The 24,044-nt window shown below is 52.1% G+C and carries 22 protein-coding genes; 19 read left to right on the forward strand and 3 right to left on the reverse strand.

What is annotated here, in order from left to right:
- Positions 1 to 34 precede the first annotated feature (34 nt).
- From ACWAU0_RS04250 to ACWAU0_RS04260, 3 genes are all read left to right on the forward strand, one after another.
- Positions 35 to 3,250, forward strand: a complete 3,216-nt coding sequence (locus ACWAU0_RS04250) for a phosphorylase b kinase regulatory subunit alpha/beta (RefSeq protein WP_523070759.1) — start codon at positions 35 to 37, stop codon at positions 3,248 to 3,250.
- Between the two features lie 8 nt (positions 3,251 to 3,258).
- The gene (glk, locus tag ACWAU0_RS04255) at positions 3,259 to 4,242 is read left to right on the forward strand and encodes a glucokinase (protein ID WP_458139196.1); all 984 of its coding nucleotides are present in this window, start codon (positions 3,259 to 3,261) and stop codon (positions 4,240 to 4,242) included.
- A gap of 116 nt (positions 4,243 to 4,358) precedes the next feature.
- Positions 4,359 to 6,782: a sensor domain-containing protein gene (locus tag ACWAU0_RS04260; RefSeq protein WP_458138408.1), complete on the forward strand. Its 2,424-nt coding sequence runs from the start codon at positions 4,359 to 4,361 to the stop codon at positions 6,780 to 6,782.
- 140 nt (positions 6,783 to 6,922) lie between these two features.
- Here ACWAU0_RS04260 and ACWAU0_RS04265 read toward each other — a convergent pair whose 3' ends face one another.
- Together ACWAU0_RS04265 and ACWAU0_RS04270 are read right to left on the reverse strand one after the other, a co-directional pair.
- On the reverse strand, positions 6,923 to 7,300 hold the full coding sequence (locus tag ACWAU0_RS04265) for a hypothetical protein (RefSeq protein WP_033155869.1): 378 nt from the start codon (positions 7,298 to 7,300) through the stop codon (positions 6,923 to 6,925).
- Between the two features lie 179 nt (positions 7,301 to 7,479).
- Positions 7,480 to 8,478: a hypothetical protein gene (locus ACWAU0_RS04270; protein ID WP_458138409.1), complete on the reverse strand. Its 999-nt coding sequence runs from the start codon at positions 8,476 to 8,478 to the stop codon at positions 7,480 to 7,482.
- A 362-nt stretch (positions 8,479 to 8,840) separates the two neighbouring features.
- Here ACWAU0_RS04270 and ACWAU0_RS04275 point away from each other — a divergent pair, with 362 nt between their 5' ends.
- The 14 genes from ACWAU0_RS04275 to ACWAU0_RS04340 all read left to right on the forward strand — a co-directional run bounded on the left by ACWAU0_RS04275 (position 8,841) and on the right by ACWAU0_RS04340 (position 19,134).
- Complete coding sequence (locus ACWAU0_RS04275; RefSeq protein WP_101051996.1) at positions 8,841 to 9,395, forward strand: flavodoxin; 555 nt, start codon at positions 8,841 to 8,843, stop codon at positions 9,393 to 9,395.
- Positions 9,396 to 10,178, forward strand: a complete 783-nt coding sequence (locus ACWAU0_RS04280) for a 4Fe4S-binding leucine-rich repeat protein (RefSeq protein WP_101051995.1) — start codon at positions 9,396 to 9,398, stop codon at positions 10,176 to 10,178. It abuts the gene before it with no gap.
- On the forward strand, positions 10,165 to 10,845 hold the full coding sequence (locus tag ACWAU0_RS04285) for a hypothetical protein (protein ID WP_458138410.1): 681 nt from the start codon (positions 10,165 to 10,167) through the stop codon (positions 10,843 to 10,845). Before ACWAU0_RS04280 ends, ACWAU0_RS04285 begins: the two co-directional genes overlap by 14 nt.
- 5 nt (positions 10,846 to 10,850) lie before the next feature.
- Positions 10,851 to 11,297, forward strand: a complete 447-nt coding sequence (locus ACWAU0_RS04290) for an ankyrin repeat domain-containing protein (RefSeq protein WP_458138411.1) — start codon at positions 10,851 to 10,853, stop codon at positions 11,295 to 11,297.
- Between the two features lie 257 nt (positions 11,298 to 11,554).
- Entirely contained in the window at positions 11,555 to 12,106 is a 552-nt protein-coding gene (gene fae, locus ACWAU0_RS04295; protein WP_033155863.1) for a formaldehyde-activating enzyme, read from the forward strand.
- Positions 12,107 to 12,455: 349 nt separating this feature from the next.
- Complete coding sequence (gene hisC, locus ACWAU0_RS04300; protein WP_458138412.1) at positions 12,456 to 13,535, forward strand: histidinol-phosphate transaminase; 1,080 nt, start codon at positions 12,456 to 12,458, stop codon at positions 13,533 to 13,535.
- Between the two features lie 148 nt (positions 13,536 to 13,683).
- Complete coding sequence (gene petA / locus ACWAU0_RS04305; protein ID WP_033155861.1) at positions 13,684 to 14,283, forward strand: ubiquinol-cytochrome c reductase iron-sulfur subunit; 600 nt, start codon at positions 13,684 to 13,686, stop codon at positions 14,281 to 14,283.
- Positions 14,280 to 15,677: a cytochrome b gene (locus ACWAU0_RS04310; protein ID WP_458138413.1), complete on the forward strand. Its 1,398-nt coding sequence runs from the start codon at positions 14,280 to 14,282 to the stop codon at positions 15,675 to 15,677. Before petA ends, ACWAU0_RS04310 begins: the two co-directional genes overlap by 4 nt.
- A 3-nt stretch (positions 15,678 to 15,680) precedes the next feature.
- Positions 15,681 to 16,400, forward strand: coding sequence for a cytochrome c1 (locus ACWAU0_RS04315; protein ID WP_033155859.1), 720 nt, complete (start codon positions 15,681 to 15,683; stop codon positions 16,398 to 16,400).
- A gap of 184 nt (positions 16,401 to 16,584) precedes the next feature.
- The gene (locus ACWAU0_RS04320) at positions 16,585 to 17,136 is read left to right on the forward strand and encodes a winged helix-turn-helix domain-containing protein (RefSeq protein ID WP_458138414.1); all 552 of its coding nucleotides are present in this window, start codon (positions 16,585 to 16,587) and stop codon (positions 17,134 to 17,136) included.
- 182 nt (positions 17,137 to 17,318) lie between these two features.
- Entirely contained in the window at positions 17,319 to 17,579 is a 261-nt protein-coding gene (locus ACWAU0_RS04325) for a hypothetical protein (protein WP_458138415.1), read from the forward strand.
- A gap of 394 nt (positions 17,580 to 17,973) precedes the next feature.
- Positions 17,974 to 18,603 carry a transcriptional repressor LexA gene (gene lexA / locus ACWAU0_RS04330; protein ID WP_171696677.1) on the forward strand — a complete coding sequence of 210 codons (630 nt, stop codon included), beginning with the start codon at positions 17,974 to 17,976 and terminating at the stop codon, positions 18,601 to 18,603.
- Between the two features lie 9 nt (positions 18,604 to 18,612).
- The gene (locus ACWAU0_RS04335) at positions 18,613 to 18,762 is read left to right on the forward strand and encodes a hypothetical protein (RefSeq protein WP_165385910.1); all 150 of its coding nucleotides are present in this window, start codon (positions 18,613 to 18,615) and stop codon (positions 18,760 to 18,762) included.
- A gap of 48 nt (positions 18,763 to 18,810) precedes the next feature.
- A complete protein-coding gene (locus ACWAU0_RS04340) occupies positions 18,811 to 19,134 on the forward strand; it encodes a YqfO family protein (protein WP_458138416.1) in 324 nt (107 codons plus the stop codon).
- Positions 19,135 to 19,364: 230 nt separating this feature from the next.
- Here the strand turns inward: ACWAU0_RS04340 and ACWAU0_RS04345 are convergent, their stop codons facing one another.
- Positions 19,365 to 20,522, reverse strand: a complete 1,158-nt coding sequence (locus ACWAU0_RS04345; RefSeq protein ID WP_205454376.1) for a PilT/PilU family type 4a pilus ATPase — start codon at positions 20,520 to 20,522, stop codon at positions 19,365 to 19,367.
- A gap of 167 nt (positions 20,523 to 20,689) precedes the next feature.
- Between ACWAU0_RS04345 and ACWAU0_RS04350 the strand changes: the two genes are divergently transcribed.
- Positions 20,690 to 23,296 carry a PAS domain-containing sensor histidine kinase gene (locus ACWAU0_RS04350; protein ID WP_458138417.1) on the forward strand — a complete coding sequence of 869 codons (2,607 nt, stop codon included), beginning with the start codon at positions 20,690 to 20,692 and terminating at the stop codon, positions 23,294 to 23,296.
- Positions 23,293 to 23,925 carry a response regulator gene (locus tag ACWAU0_RS04355; RefSeq protein WP_101051991.1) on the forward strand — a complete coding sequence of 211 codons (633 nt, stop codon included), beginning with the start codon at positions 23,293 to 23,295 and terminating at the stop codon, positions 23,923 to 23,925. Before ACWAU0_RS04350 ends, ACWAU0_RS04355 begins: the two co-directional genes overlap by 4 nt.
- Positions 23,926 to 24,044: the final 119 nt, after the last annotated feature.

The raw sequence follows: 24,044 nt of genomic DNA on the forward strand, positions 1-24,044 counted from the left end.
TTCTTTAAACGCCACCTCACAATCCATTAAATACATGATGCCGACCAGTCAAACCGAGACGCTCGACCAGTATTATCAACAAGTTCAAGACATCATCCTCAAGCGCCAGGATTGGATTAGCGGCTTGCTACCGGCCAGTACCGCCGTCACCACCCACGGCAATTACACCGATGCCTGGGTACGGGACAATGTCTACAGCATATTGGCGGCCTGGGGCCTGGGCTTGGCATACCGCAAGGTAGACGGCCAGCAGGAACGCACCTATTTATTGGAGCAAAGCGTCGTCAAACTGATGCGCGGCCTGTTGACGGCGATGATGCGTCAAGCGGCGAAAGTGGAAAAATTTAAGCACAGCCAGGACCCGCTGGACGCACTGCACGCCAAATACAAAACCACCAGCGGTGAAGTGGTAGTGGGCGACAGCGAATGGGGCCACTTGCAACTGGACGCCACCTCCTTATTCTTGCTGATGCTGGCGCAAATGACCGCCTCGGGCTTGCGGATTGTGTTCAGCATCGACGAAGTCAATTTCGTGCAAAACCTGGTGCATTACGTCAGCCGGGCTTATCGCACGCCGGACTACGGCATCTGGGAACGCGGCAATAAAATGAATCACGGTCTGGCGGAATTGAACGCCAGCTCGATAGGTATGGCCAAAGCCGCACTGGAAGCGATGTCCGGCTGCAATTTGTTTGGTAAGGACGGCGGCCAAACCGCGATTATTCACGTCATCAGCGACGACATTGCCCGCACCCGAATTACTTTGGAAGCCTTGCTGCCGCGCGAATCTATCTCCAAGGAAGTCGATTCAGCGGTGCTCAGCGTCACTGGTTTTCCGGCCTTCGCGGTGGACAATAAAGCGCTACGCGAACGCACAGAAGGCTTGATAGTCGACAAGCTGCAAGGCCGCTACGGCTGTAAACGCTTCTTGCTGGACGGCCATCAAACCGTTCTCGAAGATCATCAGCGCCTGCATTACGAACCGAACGAATTGAAGCAATTCATGGACATCGAATGCGAATGGCCGCTGTTTTTCTGCTACTTATTACTGAATAAACTGTTTGCCGGTGATACTGAAGGGGTTGGTGATTATCGCCGCCGCCTGGAAGACTTGCTGGTGGAGCAGAACGGTCAATGGCTGTTGCCGGAACTTTACATCGTGCCGGAAAACGCCATCGCCGCCGAAAAACGCCATCCGCACAGCCAAACGCGCGTTCCCAATGAAAATGTCCCGCTGGTTTGGGCGCAAAGCTTGTATATTTTGGGCGGACTGTTGCAAGACGGTTTGATTGACCTGGATGACATTGACCCGCTGGGCCGTTACAAGGCCACCCGTCTGTACCCGAACTCCACATTGCAGATTGCCCTGCTGGCCGAAGACGAACAGGTGCAAGACGAATTGCGCGGGCGCGGCATCCCCTCGCAAACTTTAACTGAAATCGCGCCGATCCAAGTGCGAGACGCCAGCGAATTAGCCGTTGCTTACACCCAAGTAGGGCGCAACGACCGCATCGGACTCACTGGCCGACCCCTAAGACAATTACGCACGCTAGCCACTTCCAAGCTTTACGTGCTGGCGGGCGAGCCTTTATTGTTTTTACCGCAATTCATGAACCAAAAAGGTTTTTATATTGCCATGGACAACCAGTTGCTGATTCAACGGCTGCGTACTGAACTGGCCTACATTATCCGCCACTGGGACAATCCCGCTCAGCCCTTGTTGGTCATCAACATCAAGCACAACATGCTCGGCAACGAAGACCGCCAAGTATTGTTGGGTTTTATCGAGCAACTCAGCCAAGGCAATGTGCAAGGCACACCGGTGAAACTGGGACGATTGACTGATTTTGTGCAAACGGCCAGCCACGAAAAAATCGGCTACCTGCACGACTTCAGCTTTTCCGAAGCCAGTTGGGAAGAAGTGGAACGCCCCTTCGCTAATTTGCTGGCCCACGACGACCAAGCGCCGCAAGCGCTGGATAGCTTCGTATTGACCGAGTGGGAAATTGGTGACGACGGCCAATTAGTTAAGCAGTTGCGAGATAATCCCAACCTCTATGCCCAGCTGGAAGCCCTCACCTTACTCTGCCAACGTCACGGGCTTGATTACGACACCGGCTTACGCAACGATGATAACCAGCCGGGACGGGTGCGCGACTTGCTGGAAGAAGTCTATGTCCGCGCCGGCGACCGCCACGCCTGGAATGTGGTACGTCGCTGCGCCAGCTTACTGGGCAAATACGATATTAACCTGGAGCAAGCCGCCACGGAAATTTTGGTGCGCCAACACGGTCTGACCGTGGGCCGCGCTTACAGCGGCAAAGCCACCTTGCGCCGCCCCACCGACTCCTGGCAAATCCTGGACACTATCCGCACCTTTAACCCCAACGATAGTAGCCAGCAGATCATCGTGCAGGAACTGATTATCTACCTGGGTATGCTGATCAAGTTAAAGCCGGAATTGTTCGCCGACATGCACACCATTCGCGTCGGCCACATTCTGCAATTGATCATTGCCAGACAAAAACGCCTGAGCAGCACCTCTCTGGACCAGGCGTTTAGCGATATTTTGTCGCTGCCGCCACATCAGGTGGCGGACCTATTGCAGGAAACCCTGGAAGATTACAACAACAGCGAAAACCAGCTGGGGCAAGTCGAAACCTTGCATTGCGAAGGCCCGCAGCGTGATCTGACCGCCGCGCGCTTTCCGGAATCCATGAATCCGAAAGACCGCGGCGACGCCGACGACTGGTATGCCTGGCGTGAACAGCAAGGCAGCGTCGGCCGGGAAAACGAAGCCTTCTTCGCTGGCGTATGGGACTTGCTGCATCACTGCAAGGGTTTGATGGTCGGCGAAAAATACAACAGCAAGCGCCGGATCGACAGCGAAATCATGCTGGCACAAATGACCGCCGGCGAACAAAGCTTTAGATTACATATCAACCATATTCTGAATAAAATTCAGGCGCCGGTGTATCGGCAATTGAGCGTGGAAGCCCTGCGCGCGCTGGCCTCCATTGTCCGCGATTATCCCGACCTGTACATTGACGACACCTTGGTCACGGATATTTTGATCGGCCATGCGGTCAGAATTAGCTGGCTGCAACAACACCCGCACTACCGCGACCACTACGAAGAATGCGTGTCGCTGGCTTGGCAAGCGTTTTACCAACTGCCGCCGCATGCGCTGGCCAACGCGATACTCGATGCCTTGATCCACTTGCTCAACAACGCCACCCCAACCTCATGAGGACGCATATGATTCTAGCCGGCGACATCGGCGGAACCAAAACGGTTCTGGCCTTACTCGACAGACAAGCCGACGGCACGCTGAGCTGTTTGCAGGAACAAACTTTTGCCAGCGGCGAGTTTCAGACTTTTGAGGAAATTCTGGATCTATTTCTGAGCGACACCCCAACGGTGACATCGGCTTGTTTCGGCATCGCCGGCCCGGTCGTCAATCAACGCTGCCAAACCACCAACCTGCCCTGGCTATTGGATGGCGAACAACTCAAAGCTCGACTGGGCACCGAGCGGGTGAAATTGCTGAACGATTTGGAAGCCATGGCAATCGGCATGCTGCACCTACAGGAACAGGACTTCGTCGAACTAAATCCCAACGCCGAGCCGCAAACCGGCAATATTGCGGTGATCGCCGCCGGCACCGGTTTGGGCGAAGCGATGCTGCATTGGGATGGCGAACAGTATCACCCCATCGCCACAGAGGGCGGTCATTGCGATTTTGCCCCGCAAAACCCGCAACAAGATCAACTGCTGACTTTCCTGCGCGGCCGTTATCCTGCGCATGTCAGCTGCGAACGGATATTGTCCGGTATCGGCTTCAGTAATATCTACGACTTTCTGGTCCAAGCCCGCTTCGCCCCGCCCTGCCCGGCGGTGCCTGCACCCGCCAATGCCAGCGGCGTTGATCGCAATGCGCTGATTTCGCGCTTGGGCGTGGACGATGAAGATCCCTTGTGCCGCGAAACCGTGCGCTTGTTTGCGGAACTTTACGGCGCCGAAGCGGGTAACTTGGCCTTAAAAGCCTTCGCTACCGGCGGCGTATTCATCGGCGGCGGCATCGGCCCCAAAATCAGATCGGTGCTGGAATCCGGGGAATTTATCCAGGCTTTTGTCGCCAAAGGCCGGTTTCAGCCCATGCTCGCCAAGCTATCGGTCAAACTGGCTTTGAATCCGCGCACACCTTTGCTGGGAGCAATGCACTACTTTGCCGCGCAATAAGCATTTCGTATCAAGCTATAGAAAAAGGTACGGCAGCGTCGGAATCGGCTAGGCTTATAAATCAACCTTTTAAATAAGCCTTTGCTAGATTTACTTGCTAGCAGTGTAGCCGAGTCATGGTCCAACCCAAGCAGAAACAAGCCAGTTTGCAAAAATCGCTATCAATCCTTCAAGCCGCGCTCGACTCCAGCACCGACGCTATATTGGTAGTCGATCTGTTCGGCAAGATCGCCACTTTCAACCCGCAATTCATGCGGATTTGGGGCATCCCGCCAGGTTCTTTGAAGATCGGCGACGATGAGAAATCCCTGAGCTACGCCCTGAAACTGCTAAAAGACCGAACCTCCTTCCTAAACCGAATCGAAGAGATTTATAAATACCCTAAGCAACGTTACGCCAGCGAACTGGAGTTTAAAGACGGCCGCTTTATCGAAAGCTATTGCCAACCACAATATCTGGACGGGCAACCGGCGGGCCGGGTTTGGAGTTTTCGGGACATCACCGAGCAAAAAACCTCGCGCAGGCGCTTAGCCCAATTAAGCTTTGGTATGGATCAAATGCATGACAGCGCTTATTTGATTACCGAGAATGCCAGCTTCATTTATATCAACAACCAATCCTGCAAGGCTTTAGGCTATAGCCATCAAGAGCTGTTGCGCTTGAGCGTATTCGATGTAGACCCTTGCTTTCCGCGCCAAGTCTGGGCCGCGCACTGGGCGGAGCTGAAAATTAAGCGCTCGAACAAGTTGGAAACCATCCACAAAACCAAGGATGGCAGGTTGTTTCCGGTGGAAGTCGTGGCCAATTATTTTGAATACGCCAATGTCGGTTATAACTTGGCTATCGCTCGGGACATTAGCGAACGTAAGCGTATCGAAGAAGCCCTGCAACAGGCCGCACTGATTTATCAAAACAGCAGCGAAGCCATGCTGTTGGCAGACTCGGATGATCGCATCCTGACAGTCAACGCCGCCTTCACCACCATTACCGGCTACCAATCCGATGAAGTAGTCGGTAAGCACATTGGCATTTTAAACAGCAGCATTCACAGCGAAGCTATGTGGCAAGCCATTCAAAGCAAGGGTAGCTGGCAGGGCGAAATCTGGGACAAACGTAAGAACGGCGAGTTATACGCCAAGTGGTTAACCGTCAACACCATCTTTGATGCTCAACAGACCATGCAGCGGCGGGTGGCTTTGTTTTCTGATATTACCGAAAAGAAAAAAACCGAAGGCGTGATCTGGCAACAAGCCAATTTCGACCCATTAACCCAATTGCCGAATCGGCGCATGTTTTACGACCGGCTGAGTCAGGAAATCAAAAAAGCCCACCGGGAACACAAGCGTCTGGCGCTGTTGTTTATCGACCTGGACTTATTCAAGGAAGTGAACGACACCCTGGGACACGACATGGGCGACGAGCTGCTGCAAATTGCCGCCCAACGGATTTTGACCAGCGTGCGGGAAACCGACACGGTAGCCCGCCTGGGCGGCGACGAGTTTACTGTGATCCTGAGCGATGTCGGCGACCCCGACAACGCCGAGCGTATAGCCGGCAAGCTGTTGCACAAAATGACGGAATGTTTTCAGTTGGGTAACGAAATTGCTTATATTTCCACCAGTATCGGCATCGCTTTTTTCCCGGATGACGCCGACAACCTGAAATCGCTGCTAAAGCATGCGGACCAGGCGATGTATGCCGCCAAGCGCCAGGGCCGGAACCAATATTGTTTTTTCATCCCCACCATGCAGGAATCCGCACAAGCGCGGCTGCGGCTCAGTAACGACCTAAGACAGGCTCTGGCCGGGCAGCAGTTTTATTTGTGCTACCAACCCATCGTCGAACTGGCTACTAATACTGTACGCAAAGCGGAAGCACTAATCCGCTGGCAACATCCAACACGCGGCCTGATCAACCCGGCGGACTTTATTCCGATTGCCGAAGAAACAGGTTTGATCAGCAGCATCGGGAATTGGATTTTTCAGGAAGCCGCCGAGCAAACCAGTCGCTGGCGGCAATCGATACACGAAAAATTCCAGATCAGTATCAATAAATCGCCGGTCCAGTTTCGGAATGAACGCGACAGTCATCGCGATTGGCTGGACACACTGGAGGCGCTGAGTCTTTCCGGGCAAAGTGTCGTCATCGAAATTACCGAAGGCCTGTTACTGGATGCCAATAGCAGCGTGGCCGAGCAACTGTTGTCGTTCCGCGACGCCGGCATTCAGGTGTCGCTGGATGATTTCGGCACCGGCTATTCATCGCTGTCTTATCTGAAAAAATTCGACATCGATTATCTGAAAATAGATCAGAGCTTCGTCCGCAATCTGGCAGTTGGCTCCGACGACATGGCCTTATGCGAAGCGATCATCGTGATGGCTCACAAATTGGGCATAAAAGTGATTGCCGAAGGTATAGAAACCTCAAGCCAACGGGATTTGCTTACTGCGGCAGGTTGCGATTTCGGACAGGGTTATTTGTTCGCAAAGCCATTACAAGCTCAGGAATTCGAAAGATTGTTTGCCGATTGCAAGCTTTGAAAGATCGGCAGCGGAGGGAGTAAGGGAAGTATGCCAAGCAGGCATGAACATCGGAAACAGTTTAGTTGGGAGCCACCGAGAAAACACGTCTTCCGGTGGCAGCCGTTAATCAATCCGGATTGGATTGATTCGATGCGTCCTTAGTGAGCGGCGCTGTAAACTTTCATCATTTCTTTGTAAAGGTCCAGAGTCGCTTTCAAGCTGGCTACGGCGTTGGCATCACCTTTTTCGATCTCATCGCGGGCAACTTTCAGTTTGTCGCCAGCTCTTTGACGCAAACGCTCGGTTTGCTCATAACGGAACTCTTTTTGCGACTGGCGAACGTCGCCCAGTGCTTTCAAAGTACCTTCTTTGTCGCCTTTTTCCAACAAGCTTACAGCTTCTTCTACTTTGGCAACGGTAGCTTCACCGGCTGCACGTACTTTGGCGTCGCCAGCGCTGTTTGCATTAGCGGATGTGGAAACCAATGCTGCGGCGATCACCAAAAATGAAGCCAAGGTTTTTTTTACTGTGTTCATACAAATCCTATCAATTGATAACTAAGTGTTTTTTTAAACCACATTAAAATTACAAATTTATGACTGTATATTTTAATCCGGTTGCTTGCTCAAAGCCTTTTCATCCTACCATAGATTCTGAAAATATCAGCAAAACCGGGAAAAATAGCCTAATTACCACAAATATTAAGAGGTATAATTTATTGCGACGCCAAACCGGCAATATGTTTGATAAAGCCGGCTTCATTGACGAAGGTAATATCGTACATTCTAGTCAACCCCAACACCTGCTCATCACTAACACCCAAGACCAGTAACAGAAAGTTTTCCTTGGCAATATCCAGCCTGCGCCGCATTTTGCAGTACTTGTCGATAAACGAACGAAATTCTCCGGATTTACATTCTATAAATACCGGTATACGCCCATTAATTAGAAAAAACACATCCACTTCATATTTATCTTCATTGGCAAACTGAATATTAAAGCTTCTTAAGCAAGAGAAAAGCCCTTTGCTTTCGTAGAAATGTTTCAGCAATTTCATAAACACATACCACTCCAACCATTCACCATTAAAAAATCCGACAATGGCCGACATACTCTGTAACGTCAGATGGACTCTCTTTTCATTTTTATTATAAAAATACTTGGCGACAAACGAGAATTCGTAAAGGTTTTTACAAAAGCCGGTAATGGTTTTAATTTGATTTTGACTGTAATCGCTTAAATTCAAAACAACCGATGCGTAGTTATTTCTTTGGGCTTTCCTAATTCTATCCAGTACATCCTGCAAAACCGGAAAGTTATCGCCCAATTCAACCGCCACTTCATCATAAAAACCTTGCGTATCCAAGGCGTTATGATTTACTTCGACCTGGATATTTTTACGTTCGAACCAGCTGATGATGGGTTTGTACTGCATACTGTTAGTCATCACAGCAGTGTTGTGCAAATCCACCTCTTCGTCTTTAGGCAAGCGAATATCGGATGGCGCCATTTCCGTTACAGGATTACTCGCCTGTTCCAACTCCCGGTATTTAGCCAGTAGCACCCCGTATTTATCGATCAGTTTCTTCAAAAAAACCACGGTATCGTGAATTGCCGATGCTTGCCCGCAAACCGGACACTTAACCGTTTTGCCCACATGCTCGTTCGGCACTTCACGTAAATAGGCACAATTGTTACAGCGCAGAATTGCCATATGGCGTCCTTGAATATTTATTACGGTAATGACTGTACTTGGCTGAATTCAAAATAACCACGCAATCAGCTTGCACTAAAAACAGGCGTTAGCTCACTGAAGAGCCGCATCTTGACGCTAACAATCCACCCTGAATCTAACGGATAACGCCGGCCGCTGTGTCACAAATCACCCCATCGGTCTGGCAATTGTAGACATGCCTGCACAGACCTCAACCTGAAAATACGGCAAAAAACCCTATCTAACTGATATAAAACAAAAAACCAGATGCACGGGTTATTTTTGAATCTGGATCAAAATTTGCTGAGAAGTTTAAAACGGCTGCACAAGCCTTATCCCGCACTCTCGATCACAGGTGATTTATGAGCAAAATCGGCATTTTTTTCGGAACGGATACCGGCAGCACCCGGCTAGTGGCAAAAAAAATTTTCAGTCTGTTAGGCGATGAGCTGGCCGACAAGCCCAAAAATATCAATCGAGTAAAACCCGAAGAATTATTGCAGTACGACGCGCTGATTTTGGGCACGCCCAGTTATGGCATAGGCGACTTGCCGGGCCTGGGAGCCGGATGCCAGGAACGCAGCTGGCAAGAGTTCGTGCCTTCCCTGGACGGCGCCGATCTCTCCGGCAAACGCATCGCACTATTCGGCTTGGGCCATCAAGAACGCTACGCTTCGCGTTTCGCCAGCTCGCTGATCCAGCTTTACCGGGTGTTTTACGACTACGGTGCCGAAATGATCGGCCGCTGGAGTACCGAAGGCTACACTTTCGAACATTCCGACTCGATAATCGACAACCAATTCGTCGGCCTAGTGCTGGATCAACGCGGTCAACCGCATTTGACCGACGAGCGCATTCGAATCTGGCTGGCGCAAATCACGCCACAGCTACTGCCGGTCTTAGCGGAGGCCGCCTAAATGGTGGCCTCATCCCTAGCAGAGCACGATTCCGTGGATCTAACCCCGTTAGCCGACTGCTCGACTTGTACTTACCGGGATAGCTTATTGGCTGCCGGCACTTGCAAACCGGGCGACCGCTGTGTGGTCGCCGAAAGCGGCCGGCAAATCGACCGTTTTTTTAAAGTTCATCCGGGCTTCGCGCCGAATTACGCCAATGATCCGTTCTGGGAACGCCGGGCAATCGCCGCCCGCTATCTCCCCACCAATCATTTACGCCCGCTACTAACCGATCCCGACGAAGCGGTGCGCCGGGTATTGGCCTACCGCATCCCCGTTGACTGGCTACTGGAGCTGAGTCAGGACAGCGACAGAGAAGTCCGGGTCACCGTAGCTGATCGTCTGCCCGAAACGCAACTTGAACTGATGGCCAACGACCCGGATTATTTGGTGCGAACCTACGTGGCCAAGCGCTTGCCCGCCGGGCGGCTGTTCCGCCTGGTCGCCGACCCGGACAATGAGGTGCGCCGCACCGTCGCCGAACGCATACCCAGTGTCAGTTTGGGCTTGATGGCCGAAGATCACGAAGTCAACATCCGCCGCATCGTCGCGCAGCGCATGGACGTCGACGATCTGGTCATGATGAGTAAAGACGAAGACTGGACCGTACGTTACGAGGTGGCCTTGCGCGCCGAGCCGGAACTGCTGAAACAGATGCTCGATGATGCCGACGAAGAAGTCAGCTTTACCGCCCGCGAGCGCTGGGAAGCCCTAACCATGGAGACGGCGCATGCAGCAAACTGAACACATCGTCGGCCTGACTTATGCGGATCGATTGCGCATGGCGACCGAATCTCGCCATCAAGCGCTGCAGGAACAACTGGGTTCTGAATTGGCGGCCCTGACCTCGCTGATGGGGCCGATGAGCGACGGGCCGGAATGGCCGGCCGGCGCAGCCTGGCTGGCGGCACGGCATGGCCAGAACGCCTGCGTGATCTCGGATGGTTTATCCGATCCCTGGGTAGAGCGCGACCGCCCGGAAACCGGCCTGGGCCTGGAAGTGTTTATCGCAAGCCCGGATTCCGGCACCGCCACCGATGCGCCGCTCAGCAAACTCGCCGACACCTGGTTATTTCCTTTAACCGCCGAAGTCAGCCACACCCTGGCCGGCTTTCCGCGTTTGAGCGAACGGCTGTTGAACGGCGAGCTATTATCGATGGAATTCGCAATCGACCATATCAAGGACGGCCGTGGGCAAATCGGCGCACTGCTGGGCGCTAACAGCGAACCCGGCAAAACCCTAACGCTAGCGGGCGGCGAGATAAAACTGGTTGCCATCACCTTGCTGACCGGCAGCGAATTGAAGTATCTGCGCGGCAAAGGCGAACTAGCCCGACACGAATTAGCCGACAAACTGAAAACCGCCGGTGTCGGCCATCTGTCCTTACTCCACCGCCCTTCTCTGGTCTGATCTGTATGCCTCTTACGCCCGAAATAGACGCCTGGCTACTGGAAAATGGCTTTCAATTAGGCCTCAACCCACACGGCAAACACCCATTGATTCTGTCCGCCCAACAAGGCCGGAGCGACGTGCTGGCCTTTCTGTTGGAGCAAGGTGCAGATCTTACGGCGCTGGACGCTTACGGCAACAACGCGCTGTGGGCCGCATGTTTCGCCGAAGCCGGCGATTGCATCGGCTTGTTACTGGAAGCCGGCATCGATATTAACTATCAAAACCCGAGCGGCGCCAGCGCGCTGACTTATGCATCATCCAGTGGCAAGCACGCGGTGGTCAAGCAATTACTGGAAGCCGGCGCCGATCCGCTACTGACTACTCAGGACGATTTCAGCGCGCTGGATCTAGCCGCCAATCGCCAATGTTTGCAGTTGTTACGCAGTGCGATGAAAGCCGAGCAGGCATAGCGGAACCGGACATTATTCACTTTTACCCTAAATAGTGGCACTCTCGCGAAGGCGGGAGACCAGCAGCTACGCTGGAGTGGTTGTGCCGTCTCACAACCTTCCAGCATTACCTGCGCGTATCGGGATCGCATGCGCTAACAGCGCTACACCCGCATGCTTAGCCACCAATCTAAACCCTAAGCCGGAGTCCGCCTATTGCCGCGATCCCAGCGCGGGCATAGAATGCGGCCTTTCTCAACATACTCCGAGGACGCACCATGTCAGACTCTTATTGGTTTAGAACCGGCGAAGCCACCGTATTTTCCAGCGAAGGGCAAGGTACCGACGCCATGCCGGAAATTCTGATTGGCGACGTCAAAGGCCCGGCCGGCCATGCTTTTGCCAATCTGATGGGCCAAACCGCCGGCCACACGCGCATGTTTGCGATCCGCGCCACCAACCAACAAGTGCGTCCGGCCACCATCATGGTGCCGAAAGTCACAATCAAATCCTCGGCTTATGTCAATTTATTGGGCGGTCCGGTACAGTCGGCGGTCGCCGACGCCGTCATCGATAGCGTCGCCGACGGCGTCATTCCGCGCCTGCAAGCCAACGAATTGTGCATCATCGCCATGATCTGGATAGATCCCTCCTGCGCGGAAAACCCGGATTTGGACCGTAAGGATTTGTACCGCACCAATTACGAAGCCATGAAACTGGCAATTTCCCGAGCGATGAGCAACTCGCCGAGCATCGACGAATTGATCGCCAACCGCCACAAAATCTTCCACGAAATGTACGACCCGGAAACTGGCGAATCACAGTGGTAAGCTTGTAAAGCAAATCGTCAGGGAGCCGCGATAGCGGCAACCTGACTGACTGCTTGATCCATCATAGAAGCGTATTGTCCAAGCATCATCGCATTCACAGGCAAATCCGCCCGCTCTGCAGCCTAATCCCTTTGCCACCTCCAGCAAGCAGTGTTATTATCCCGCGCCGTATCCGCCCGCACCGCAGCGAGCGATTCGCGTCAACGGAGACGCAAGAGGCTGGTTTTCAAGGTTATACGTTCGCCCTCCGCTTTGTTAAAATCCGCCGATTTTTTGCCCTCGCGGCCAGCCCAGTTTGCTAGGGTGTAATATCCATGCCGCTCGTTCCAATTCCGCAGAGTTTGACCACATGCCAACCCAACCGCTCGAAACGCTGTTCCGCTCAGAAGTTCTCTCCATGTCGGCCTACCATGTCGCCGATGCCAGTAACTTCATCAAACTCGATGCCATGGAAAATCCTTATAGCTGGCCGGAAGACATTCAAACACGCTGGTTGGAATCACTGAAAACCTGCCCGATCAACCGCTACCCGGACCCGGAAGCCAAGGCCCTGGCGGCCGCATTACGCCGAGCGAACGGCATACCGGAGCAAGCGGCCTTGCTGCTCGGCAACGGCTCGGACGAGATCATTCAAATATTGCTGATGGCTCTGAGCGCCGATGCCGCGGTGTTGGCACCGGAACCCGGATTTGTGATGTACAAGCAAGTGGCGCAAAGCCTGGGCCTGCGTTACCTTGGCGTGCCGTTGCAGGCAAACAGTTTTGAACTGGACATGCCGGCTATGCGCGCAGCGATTGCCGAATCGCGACCTTCCCTGATTTTTATCGCCTATCCCAACAACCCCACCGGCAACTTATTCGATGCCGACGCCATCAAGGAAATACTCAGCCTTGCACCGGGCTTGGTCGTGGTCGACGAAGCGTATGCGCCGTTTGCCGACGCCAGTTTTATCGGCGAGCTAGGACATTATCCTAATTTACTGGTGATGCGTACCGTTTCCAAACTGGGGCTGGCCGGCTTACGCCTGGGGTTTCTGGCCGGCGATGCGGCCATTGTGGAGCAGCTGCATAAAGTCCGCTTACCATACAATATCAATAGTCTGACCCAAATCACGGTGGGCTTTGCGTTGGATCATGGCGAGTTTCTGTTAGAACAAACCCAAACGCTGCGAGCGGAGCGCGCTTTAGTTCTTCAAGCCTTAGACGAGACACCCGGCGTATGCGCCTACCCCAGCGCCGCTAACTTCATTTTGTTCCGCACCCTCAACAAAGCCGCAGACGATGTATTTGCTTCATTGAAGTCGCAAGGCGTGTTGATCAAGAATCTGTCCCCGCAAGGCGGGCTGTTACACAATTGCCTGCGCGTCACCATCGGGAAACCGGAAGAAAATCAAGCCTTTCTAAACGCGCTGGCAGTTGCTTTAAAGTGATAATTCTCAGCATCCGCAAACGCCTGAAACCCTTGAATAGCGCTGTCGCAAGAACAATTTCAATAATCACGGACAGTAGGGTATATTTGCTGAAAATTATAATAATCGATGTATCGCGATATACATCACATCATCAGGAGTGTTACTTATGAACCACGAAGGCGTCGATCATTCCAAACGCCAGTTTCTGACCTCGGCACTGTCGGTGGTTGGTGCAGTGGGTGCCGGCTATTTGGCCGTCCCTTTTCTCTCGCAAATGCAGCCCAGCGCCAAGGCCATGGCAGCAGGAGCCCCCGTCGATGTCGATATCAGCAAGATGGAACCCGGCCAGCTAATTCGTGTAGCTTGGCGAGGGAAGCCGGTGTGGGTCTTGAACCGGACGCCGGAGGTTATATCCACTCTGGCGACGTTGGACAGCAAACTGGCTGACCCGGTATCCAACGAATCCATGCAGCCGGAGAACAGCAAAAATCCGCTGCGCTCCATTAAACCGGAAATTTTTGTCGCGGTCGGCCTATGCACGCACTTAGGCTGCTCGCCTACGTTTCGCCCGGAAATTGCCCCTAATGATTTAGGCCCGGACTGGAAAGGTGGTTTCTTTTGCCCGTGTCACGGCTCCTGGTTCGATCTGGCCGGTCGTGTGTATCGCGGCGTTCCCGCCCCTACCAATCTTGAAATACCGCCTTATCGATATGAAACAGACAATCTGATTGTCGTGGGCGAAGACAGCGAGGCAGACAAAGCATGAAGCGTAAAATGAATCAATGCAGCGAATGGCTGCTGGAGCGCTTTCCACTCTCCGATTTGTGGAATGAACACATGGCGCACTACTACGCGCCCAAAAACTTTAACATCTGGTATTTCTTTGGGTCTCTGGCCCTGTTTGTGCTCGTCAATCAGTTCATCACCGGCATTTTGCTGACCATGAACTACAAGCCGGACGCCAAACTGGCTTTCGATTCGGTCGAATACATCATGCGCGACGTCAACTGGGGTTGGCTGGTGCGTTATATGCATTCCACCGGCGCCTCGGCGTTCTTCATCGTCGTCTATCTGCACATGTTCCGCGGCCTGATTTACGGCTCGTTCAAGCAACCGCGCGAACTGATCTGGATTTTCGGCATGCTGATCTTCGTCTGCTTGATGGCCGAAGCGTTTATGGGTTACCTGCTGCCTTGGGGCCAAATGTCTTACTGGGGCGCGCAGGTAATTATCTCCTTATTTAGCGCGATTCCAGTGATCGGCGACGAGTTATCGCTGTGGGTACGTGGCGACTATGTGGTCTCCGACGCCACCTTGAACCGCTTTTTTGCGTTTCACGTCATCGCTGTGCCGCTGGTATTGCTGATCCTGGTATTCCTGCACATCGTGGCTTTGCACGAAGTGGGTTCCAACAACCCCGACGGCGTTGAAATCAAGCAATCAAAGGACCCTTGGGGACATCCGGTCGACGGCATTCCTTTCCACCCTTACTACACCGTCAAGGACATCGTCGGCGTCGGCGTGTTCATGTTCTTCTTCGCCACGGTGATTTTCTACATGCCGGAATTAGGCGGCTACTTTCTGGAGCATGCCAACTTTATCCCGGCTGACCCATTGAAAACCCCGGAACATATCGCCCCGGTCTGGTACTTCACCCCGTTCTACGCCATTTTGCGCGCGGTACCGGATAAGTTTGCCGGCGTGATTGCGATGGGCGGCGCGATTGTGGTGCTGTTCATGCTGCCTTGGCTGGATCGCAGCCCGGTCAAATCCATCCGTTACCGTGGCGGTATCTTCAAAAAAGCCGTGGCATTGTTTGTAGTCGCCTTTATCGGTCTGGGTTATTTGGGTACCCAGCCTGCTACGCCAGGCGCCACGACGGTTGCGCGGATATTGACCGCCGTTTACTTCGGATTTTTCCTGTTGATGCCTTTATATACCCGCTGGGAAAAAACCAAACCGGTACCGAATCGCCTGACCAACCAGCCTAGCCTGGAAGATCGCATTCCCGCTCTGCTGGCCTTAGTCGATGAAGTCGTTGAGGTACAGCAAGTTCCCGACAATATGGGTGGCACTATCGCTAAGAAAAGGCCGAACTGGTCCGGCGTCTCAGCCGTGCTGATTCGTTTTGCAAAAAACCTAAAAAAGAGCCTGGATTAAGCCATGAAAAAAATACTCTACACTCTTTTGTTTTTGCTGCCTTTCAACGTGCTGGCCAGTGGCGGCGTCAAACTGGATAGCGCCGACATCGATTTGAGCGACAACCTGTCGATGGAGCGCGGCGCGAAGTATTACGTCACTTATTGTTTGGGCTGTCATTCGGCAAAACACATCCGCTACAAACGTATCGCGATCGATTTGAAACTGGATGAAGCGGAAGTTCTGAAAGTGGTGGCGCCTTTCGGGGCCGGCATTTACGATCAGATGCATTCAGCCATGAACGCGCACGACGCGGAAAAATGGTTCGGCACCACACCGCCGGATTTATCGCTGATCGCCCGTTCGCGCGGTGCCGACTGGCTATATACCTACCTGCGCAGCTTCTATGCTGAACCGGGAAAACCTTTAGGCGTTAACAACGCGGTATTCCCTGATGTTGGTATGCCGAATGTATTCTGGCAACTGCAAGGTACGCAGTCGGCAATTACGCAGAAAATCGACGGCCATGACGTGATTACCGGTCTGAAACTGGATCAACCCGGCCAAATGACACCCCAGGAATTCGACAAAATGGTCAACGATCTGGTCAACTTCCTGGTTTATGTCGGTGAACCGGTACAGTTGGAAAGACAACAAATGGGTAAATACGTGCTGTTCTTTATCCTGATGTTTATCGCTCTGGCTTATCTGTTGAAAAAAGAGTACTGGAAAGACGTACACTAACCACAGTTTGAGCGCTTTATATCAAACCGGTATCGGCTGAGCTGATACCGGTTTTTTTATGGCCGCGGGTTTAACAAGCAATCGATTTATAAATCCGGTTAAAATCTCGGTTAAACTCCCAGTATAGCCATGCGCTAAGCTCTAACGCTGGAAACAACTCTATCCTTGACCGTCGAAAGCTAATATGAAAAAAACTACGCCTACCTCCGAAACACCAGTCTCTACCGCTGAAAAGCCCGCTCCAGCGAAAGCGACTAAAAAATCCCCTACCAAATCCGTTGCCGTTAAAACAGCACAAGAAGCCTCCGTCGCACCGGGCAAAACCAAAGCTAAACCCAAAGCAACTACAACGCCTAAAGCCGTAAAAACAACGGCTGAAGCACCGGCTGCCCCGGAAAGTATCGAAAAAGCTCCGGAAGCTGCCGCTGCCAAAGCAGCCACGAAAAAAGCCAATCCAAAACCAAAGGCCGCCAAAGTAGAGTCTAATGTAGAAGCCGAGCCAAGCGGCACTGAGTCAGCCGAGATTTCCATGCTCGAACGCATAGGTTTGACCGCTGGCGTTATCTGGCATCATTTGGCTGAAAACGGCGCGACACCGGTTGCCAAATTAGTTTATGTACTTCAGGAGGAAGAGGCCGTCATTCAAAGAAGTATCGGCTGGTTAGCTCAAGAGGACAAAATCACGCTGTCGGCCAGAGGTGGTGACCAAGTCGAAACCATCGTGCTGAAGGGCTAGTATTTGCGACTGAGAAAATCGTTCCTCGCGCAACACTTAGCCGCTTGCCATGAAAATAACGATTGTTGAGGCATAAAGACCTCTGGCTTTAAACGACAAGCAACAGACGGTCAATTGCGAGAGCCATCCAAACCTCAGCAATGACCGAATAAGCGCACTATCAATTATTCGGAGGATAAACAATGAAAAACATTATTTTGGCAATCGTAGCTTTATTGTTCTTAGGCCAAACGGCGTATGCGGCCGACGCAGATTGCGCAGCGAAGGCAACTGAAAAAAAGCTGGCCGGAGCCGCCAAAAATAGCTTTCTTAAAAAATGCGAGAAAGACGCCAAGATCGCTGCCGCTAAAGCCAGTTGCGATACAAAAGCGGCCGAGAAAAACTTGAAAGGCGCGGCCAAAAACAGCTTCACCAAAAAATGCGTCACTGACACAAGTAAATAGCACTTTCGATAAACGCGAGTCCTCCGTCCCGCAGGAACGCCAGCAACGAATATCTGCTTGCCCCCATAGTTGCAATCACTCCGAAAATACGTTTTTTGTGAAATGACGTGTTTCAGTCCCACTGACACATACGCAACAGCTATTAACCCCGCGCCTCAATAAGCTCGCTCCCGCAAAGCCGGGAGCCCAGTTGCCGCACTGGAGCCCCTCTTCTCCTGAATGACGACCTCAAGAAACTCAAGAAGCGGATTAACCATAGCGGTTTCGAGAAGACCGCCTTACCTCACCCAAGCAGCAACAGCCCATCGATAGAAAATTTTTCCGGTAACGAAAAAATTATTTGTTCTGCATTTGTTTTAGTTGTATGCTTTATCAAAACAAACACAGAACAAATATGACGCTTACCCGTAAACAACAAGAAATTTTCGACTTCCTGCTACAAAACCAAGAGCGATTCAGTCATCCGCCGACATTGGAAGAATTGTGCGCGGCGATGGGCTTGAAATCACGCGGTTCATTGCATAGCCAGATTAAGGCGCTAATCGATGCCGATTTGATCGAAGCGCCGCAGCGCAAGCAACGCGGCATCCGCCTGACCGAACACGCCAAATCGCTGGTCAACAAAACCGAGGCATCCGGCATGCTGCCTTTTGTCGGCACCATAGCCGCCGGCCGGCCGATAGAAGCGATCGAAAACATTTCTTATATGGCAGTGCCGGAAGAATTGAAAACCGAGAACCCTTGTTATGTACTGAAAGTAAAGGGCGATTCGATGCAGGAAGAAGGCATCTTCGACGGTGACTGGGTCATCATCGAACAACGCAGCCATGCCCGTAACGGCGAAATCGTCGTGGCATTGGTCGAAAAAGCCGAAGCAACATTGAAATTTATTGAGCAGTATCCACACGAAACCCTGCTAATCCCCGCCAATTCCACGATGCAGGCCATGCGTTACCGGCCCGAGCAAGTGGAAATACAAGGGGTATTAGTCGGACAAATGCGTAGCTATACCAACCACCATTAGGAGGAGATTATGCTTCATCAATCCGTTCATATGCGCGATCAAAAAGCCAATCAAACAGCCATGCTGAACAGGGCGGATCGACAGGCCGCCATCAACATGATCGAGGAAATTACGTTGGTAGTGGTGCTGTGGGGCGTGTTTTTACTGGCTACCGGCTGATGTTCGTAACCATAAGCTGCATGGCATGGTCACCTGGCACCCAGCACGATGTATAAGCTGAGTTTTTATGTGCCGGTGAGCCATGCCGAACAGCTGAAACAAGCGTTGTTCGAGCAGGGCGCCGGGCGTATCGGCGATTATGATAGTTGCGCCTGGCAAGTGCTGGGAGAGGGCCAATTCCGGCCTCTTACCGGTAGCGAACCCTATCTGGGCAGTATCGGTAAAATTGAGCAGGTCGCCGAATATAAGATAGAAATGGTCTGCGCCGATGATTTGATAAAAACGGTGGTGCGAACCTTGCTGGCTTGCCATCCCTATCAGCAGCCAGCCTACGAGGTTTATAAAATCCTCAGCATCGCAGACTTATCCTAGCCTGTTCAAATCAGTTTTAGGATCTGTGCACAAGCTGATTCCATTGGGATTCGAAGCCATCCAGACGAAATCTATCGATTGCCACTCGCTGGTAAAATGGCCTATCGTCGGCTTTTATGTCTTGATAGACCCGTCATTCCCACAACCGGAATCCAGTTTTCGAACTTACCGGCTTGCAGCTTTCGTGGCAACACAAAGCAAAGATGTTTGGGACATTCGTTGGAATTTCCTTAATGTCCCCCACTATCCTCATCGCCCTCCTTCTTGGTGATTTCTTCCAAAGCAAGACCGCCGGCCAACGAACTGGGTTTTTTGGTCGCCGACCCCAAACCTTCGCTCAAATTGATTTTAAGTTTTAAATTGTTCGGCGAATCCGAATTGCGTAAGGCCTCCTCCAAGGTAATCACGCCGCCTTTATAGAGCTTGAGTAAATGACTGTCAAAAGTCTGCATGCCGATATTTTCGGATTTTTCCATCGCTTCCTTGATGGCGTGAATATCGCCTTTATGGATCAAATCGCTGACCAATTTCGTGCCCAGCAAAATTTCGATAGCCGCCACCCGCTTACCTTCCACGGTGGGCACGAGGCGCTGGGAAATAAACGCTTGCAGATTCAAGGACAAGTCCATCAATAACTGCGGACGGCGCTCTTCCGGGAAAAAATTGATGATTCGGTCCAAAGCTTGATTGGCATTATTGGCGTGTAATGTGGACAAGCACAGATGCCCGGTTTCGGCAAAAGCCAAAGCGTGTTCCATGGTCTCCTGACTGCGAATTTCGCCAATCAGAATCACATCCGGCGCCTGCCGCAGAGTGTTTTTCAATGCATCCTCATAACTGAGGGTATCGACACCCACTTCGCGTTGATTGACCAAGGATTTTTTATGCGGATGTACAAACTCGATAGGATCTTCGATGGTAATGATATGCCCGGATGAGTTGCTATTGCGATAATCTATCAAGGCCGCCAAGGACGTGGATTTACCGGAACCGGTGCCGCCAACAAACAAAATCAGCCCGCGCTTTTCCATGATTTTATCTTTGAGGATTTGCGGCAAGCCCAAGGCATCGGCACTGGGAATATCGACCTTGATGTTGCGAATTACCAAGGCATGGCAATTGCGCTGTTTAAAAATATTCACCCGAAACCGTCCGATTCCTTCTTCGGTGATCGCCAGATTCATTTCCGGCACCTGTTCGAAGGCGGCGCGTTGCTCGGCGTCCATGATGCCGTCGGCAATTTCCTTGATGCGCTCACGGCTAAGTTTGACGTTTTCCAACGGTTTTAAGCTGCCTTGGAACTTGGCCGCCGGTGGAGCGCCCGCCGTCAGGTAAAGGTCCGAACCATCGTGTTGGACGAGGATTTTTAGATAGTCTTTAAATTCCATGCGGGCGGCTCTCGAATTGATAATGCCCAAAGTGTAGGCCAATCCGCCCACAAGTGAAGCCGGGACGCTATTCGCTTGCTTACCCAAAAATGCCTGTTAATTTCTTCGCCGAAAAATGTCGTAGCTCGTTTATGCTTGCCTTCCCAAACCATTACTAATTCGTCGAGATGCCAAACCGCCGACTCAACTTGAGTAATTTTGCCCATGAAACCGACTTGCTGTACGGGATCATCGACAGCATTAAAGAAGCCGTCATCGTTTTCGACACGACCCACCAAATCATCTGCGTCAACCGCTCCGCCGAACTTTTGCTGGGGATTGGCTCAACAGCCGATTGGCAGAATCAACATTACCTTTTTTCCGCTGACGGCAACACGCCTTTTCCCGTTGCGCTTTTACCGTGTTTCAAGCCCGTTGGCCCAGGTATGGCGGAAGCTATCGAATTAACCGTAAGACGCGCAGACGGCAGCGATGTCCGCGTCAGCGTCAGCGGTCGAGGTCTAGCGGACCGGCATGGCACTATATCGGCATGGCTAACAATACTTTCGGATATTTCGTTGCCAAATAACCCGGAGAAGGCGGCCGAAGTTTTAGAGCACCAACAGAATTTGCGTTCCGTACTCAACCATATGCCGGCGATGATCGGCTACTGGGACAAAAATCTTATCAACAAATTTGGCAACAAAGCCTATGAGGAATGGTTCGGCTTTACCTCCGAAAACTTACTCGGCAAACATATTCGCGAAGTCATCGGCGATGAACTATACACGCTGAATAAGCCGTTTATCGATGCCGTTCTGAAAGGAGAACCACAGTATTTTGAGCGCACCATCGTCAATGTCGCGGGCGCAGTTCGCCATACCCAATCCGCCTATTTGCCGGATGGCGCAGCAGGGCAAGTAAAAGGATTTTTCGTCTTGGTGACCGACATTACCGCATTGAAGTCTGCACAAAAACGGGTTAGCGAATCGGAAGCCCGTCTGCGTGCCATGTACGATAGCTTGCCGTTCTTGGCCTGGATGAAGGACAGAAACGGGAAATATATTCAAGCCAACAAACATTGGCTAAACGCCGTGGGCATCGACCATCTGCACGATTCAAACGATGTGACTGATTTCGATATCTGGCCGGAAGGCCTGGCCGAGCATTACCGCGCGGTTGACAAAGAAGTGATGCTGACTCGGCAACAAATATCGCTGACCGAGAGAGCCTTCGACGCTGGACGGGAAACCTGGACCGAAACGATCAAAGCCCCCATCGTCGACGATAAAAACGATGTGCTGGGCACCATCGGTCTGGCACGCGATATAACCGAAAGCCGCAGCGCGGAGGAGCGACTCCGCAATTACAGCGAACGCTTGAGCTTGGCCACCAAAGCCGCCGCAATCGGTATTTGCGAGTGGGATCTGGCGTTGGGCGTCGGGGATTGGGATGAACGCATGTACGAAATGTTCGGCATTCCTGTGGGAACGCCCATAGACTACCAAATCTGGTCTGCCTTGGTGGTGGTTGAAGACTTACCGCGCACCGAAGCCACCCTGCGCAAGCTGATTCGAGACCAGCAGGAAAAGCATTGGGAATTTAGGATTCGCCGGCAAAGCGACGGCGCCTTACGCTTCATTCAGGCTTCAGCGATCATAGCCGGCGATCCCAAGAGCGGCGGGCAAAAAATCGTCGGGGTTAACAGAGATGTCAGCAATTTTAAGTTGATCGAAAATGCCTTGCGCGAAAGCGAAGCACATCTGGCTCACGCCCAAGCCCAGGCGCATTTGGGCAGTTGGTCCTTGAATCTTAGAGAACATTCTCTGAAATGGTCTGACGAAAATTACCGCATTTTCGGCATGCCTTTGGGCACGCCGATAAGCTACGAGCGCTTCTTGGAATGTGTCCATCCGGCTGACCGACATTACGTGCGCCACGCCTGGGAAGCGGCCATGCGTGGCGCGCCTTACGACATCCAACACCGTATCGTGGCGAACGGTAAAATAAAATGGCTGAGGGAACGCGCCGATCTGGTATTTGCCGGGGATGGCAGTTTCGTGCGCGGCATAGGCACATCGCAGGACATCACCGAACTGAAAATAATAGAAAAAGACCTGGAATCGTCCCGCTTGCAATTACGGCAACTGGCCGCTCGTCGGGAAAAGGCCCGTGAAGAAGAACGCAAGCACATGGCCCGTGAAGTTCACGACGAGCTGGGACAAATGTTGACTGCCCTGCGCATGGAAATGTCGCTGCTGCGCATGAAATTCGCCATCAACAACCGGGAGCTGGCCGAACAAATCCGCAACATTATGGAATTGCTGGACCAAACCATCCAGGTTACCCGCGACGTGGCAACCTCCCTACGTCCCTCGGCGATAGAAATGGGAATTGTGCCGGCTTTGGAGTGGCTGGTAAGGAAATTCGCGGAACAATCCGGGATTCAGTGCGATCTGTTGTATCCGGAAGATGATTTCGATATGGACGAGGAATGTGCAATCGTGATTTTTCGCATCGCCCAAGAATCGCTGACCAATGTGCTGCGGCATGCGGCAGCCAGCAAGGTAAAAATTGCCGTCAATTTGGATAAGGACCACTATTGCCTGAAAATTGACGATAATGGTCGTGGTTTCGACACCCATGCGCCCACTAAGACCAAGTCTTTTGGCCTGATCGGCATACGTGAACGCTCCTTGATGTTGGGCGGAGAAACCAGTATTTCCAGTGCCCCGGGCCAAGGTACCTCTATCCAGGTACGTATCCCGGCTAACCCTAAAAGACCAGAACTATGATCCGATTAATTATTGCCGACGACCATGCCATTGTGCGGGGCGGTCTGAAACAACTATTCGCACTCTCCACCGATATTACCGTCGTCGGCGAAGCCGAAAATAGCCAGCAACTGTTGAGTTTTCTCGATGAAAACGCCGTTGATCTGGTGCTACTTGATCTGACCATGCCCGATCTTGGCGGCGTGGAGATGATCAGCCGGATTCGCAGCCAATATCCGGCATTGCCCATCCTGATTTTGAGTATGCACAACGAATTGCAAATCGTCTCGCGTGCATTAAAAACCGGTGCGAATGGCTATCTAACTAAGGATAACGACCCGGAAACCTTACTGACAGCCATCCGCCGAGTCGCCGGTGACGGCCGATTTATCGACCCTAAACTCGCCGAAAAAATGGTATTTGAATTCGAGAGCTCCGAGCCAAGCAAACCGCATGAAAAACTATCCGAACGCGAGTTTCAAATCTTGCAGTTACTGGCTAAAGGCCAAAGCCTGAACGACATCGGCAGGGACCTGGCAATCAGCAACAAGACTGTCAGTACATACAAAGCCCGGCTGTTTGAAAAATTGCACATCAGCAATAACGCCGAATTGATCCGCTACTATGATGCACACCGCCTGAACATGTAGTCCTATGCCCGCATAAGCCGGAAATAGCCTACAAAAAATTACATTTTTACCTGCCTGAAATTTCGGATTAACTGATATTCAGCCGCTCTACATTTAAATATGATGCAGGCTCCAGAATT

It is taken from the genome of Methylomonas sp. Uni0009, assembly GCF_054188105.3.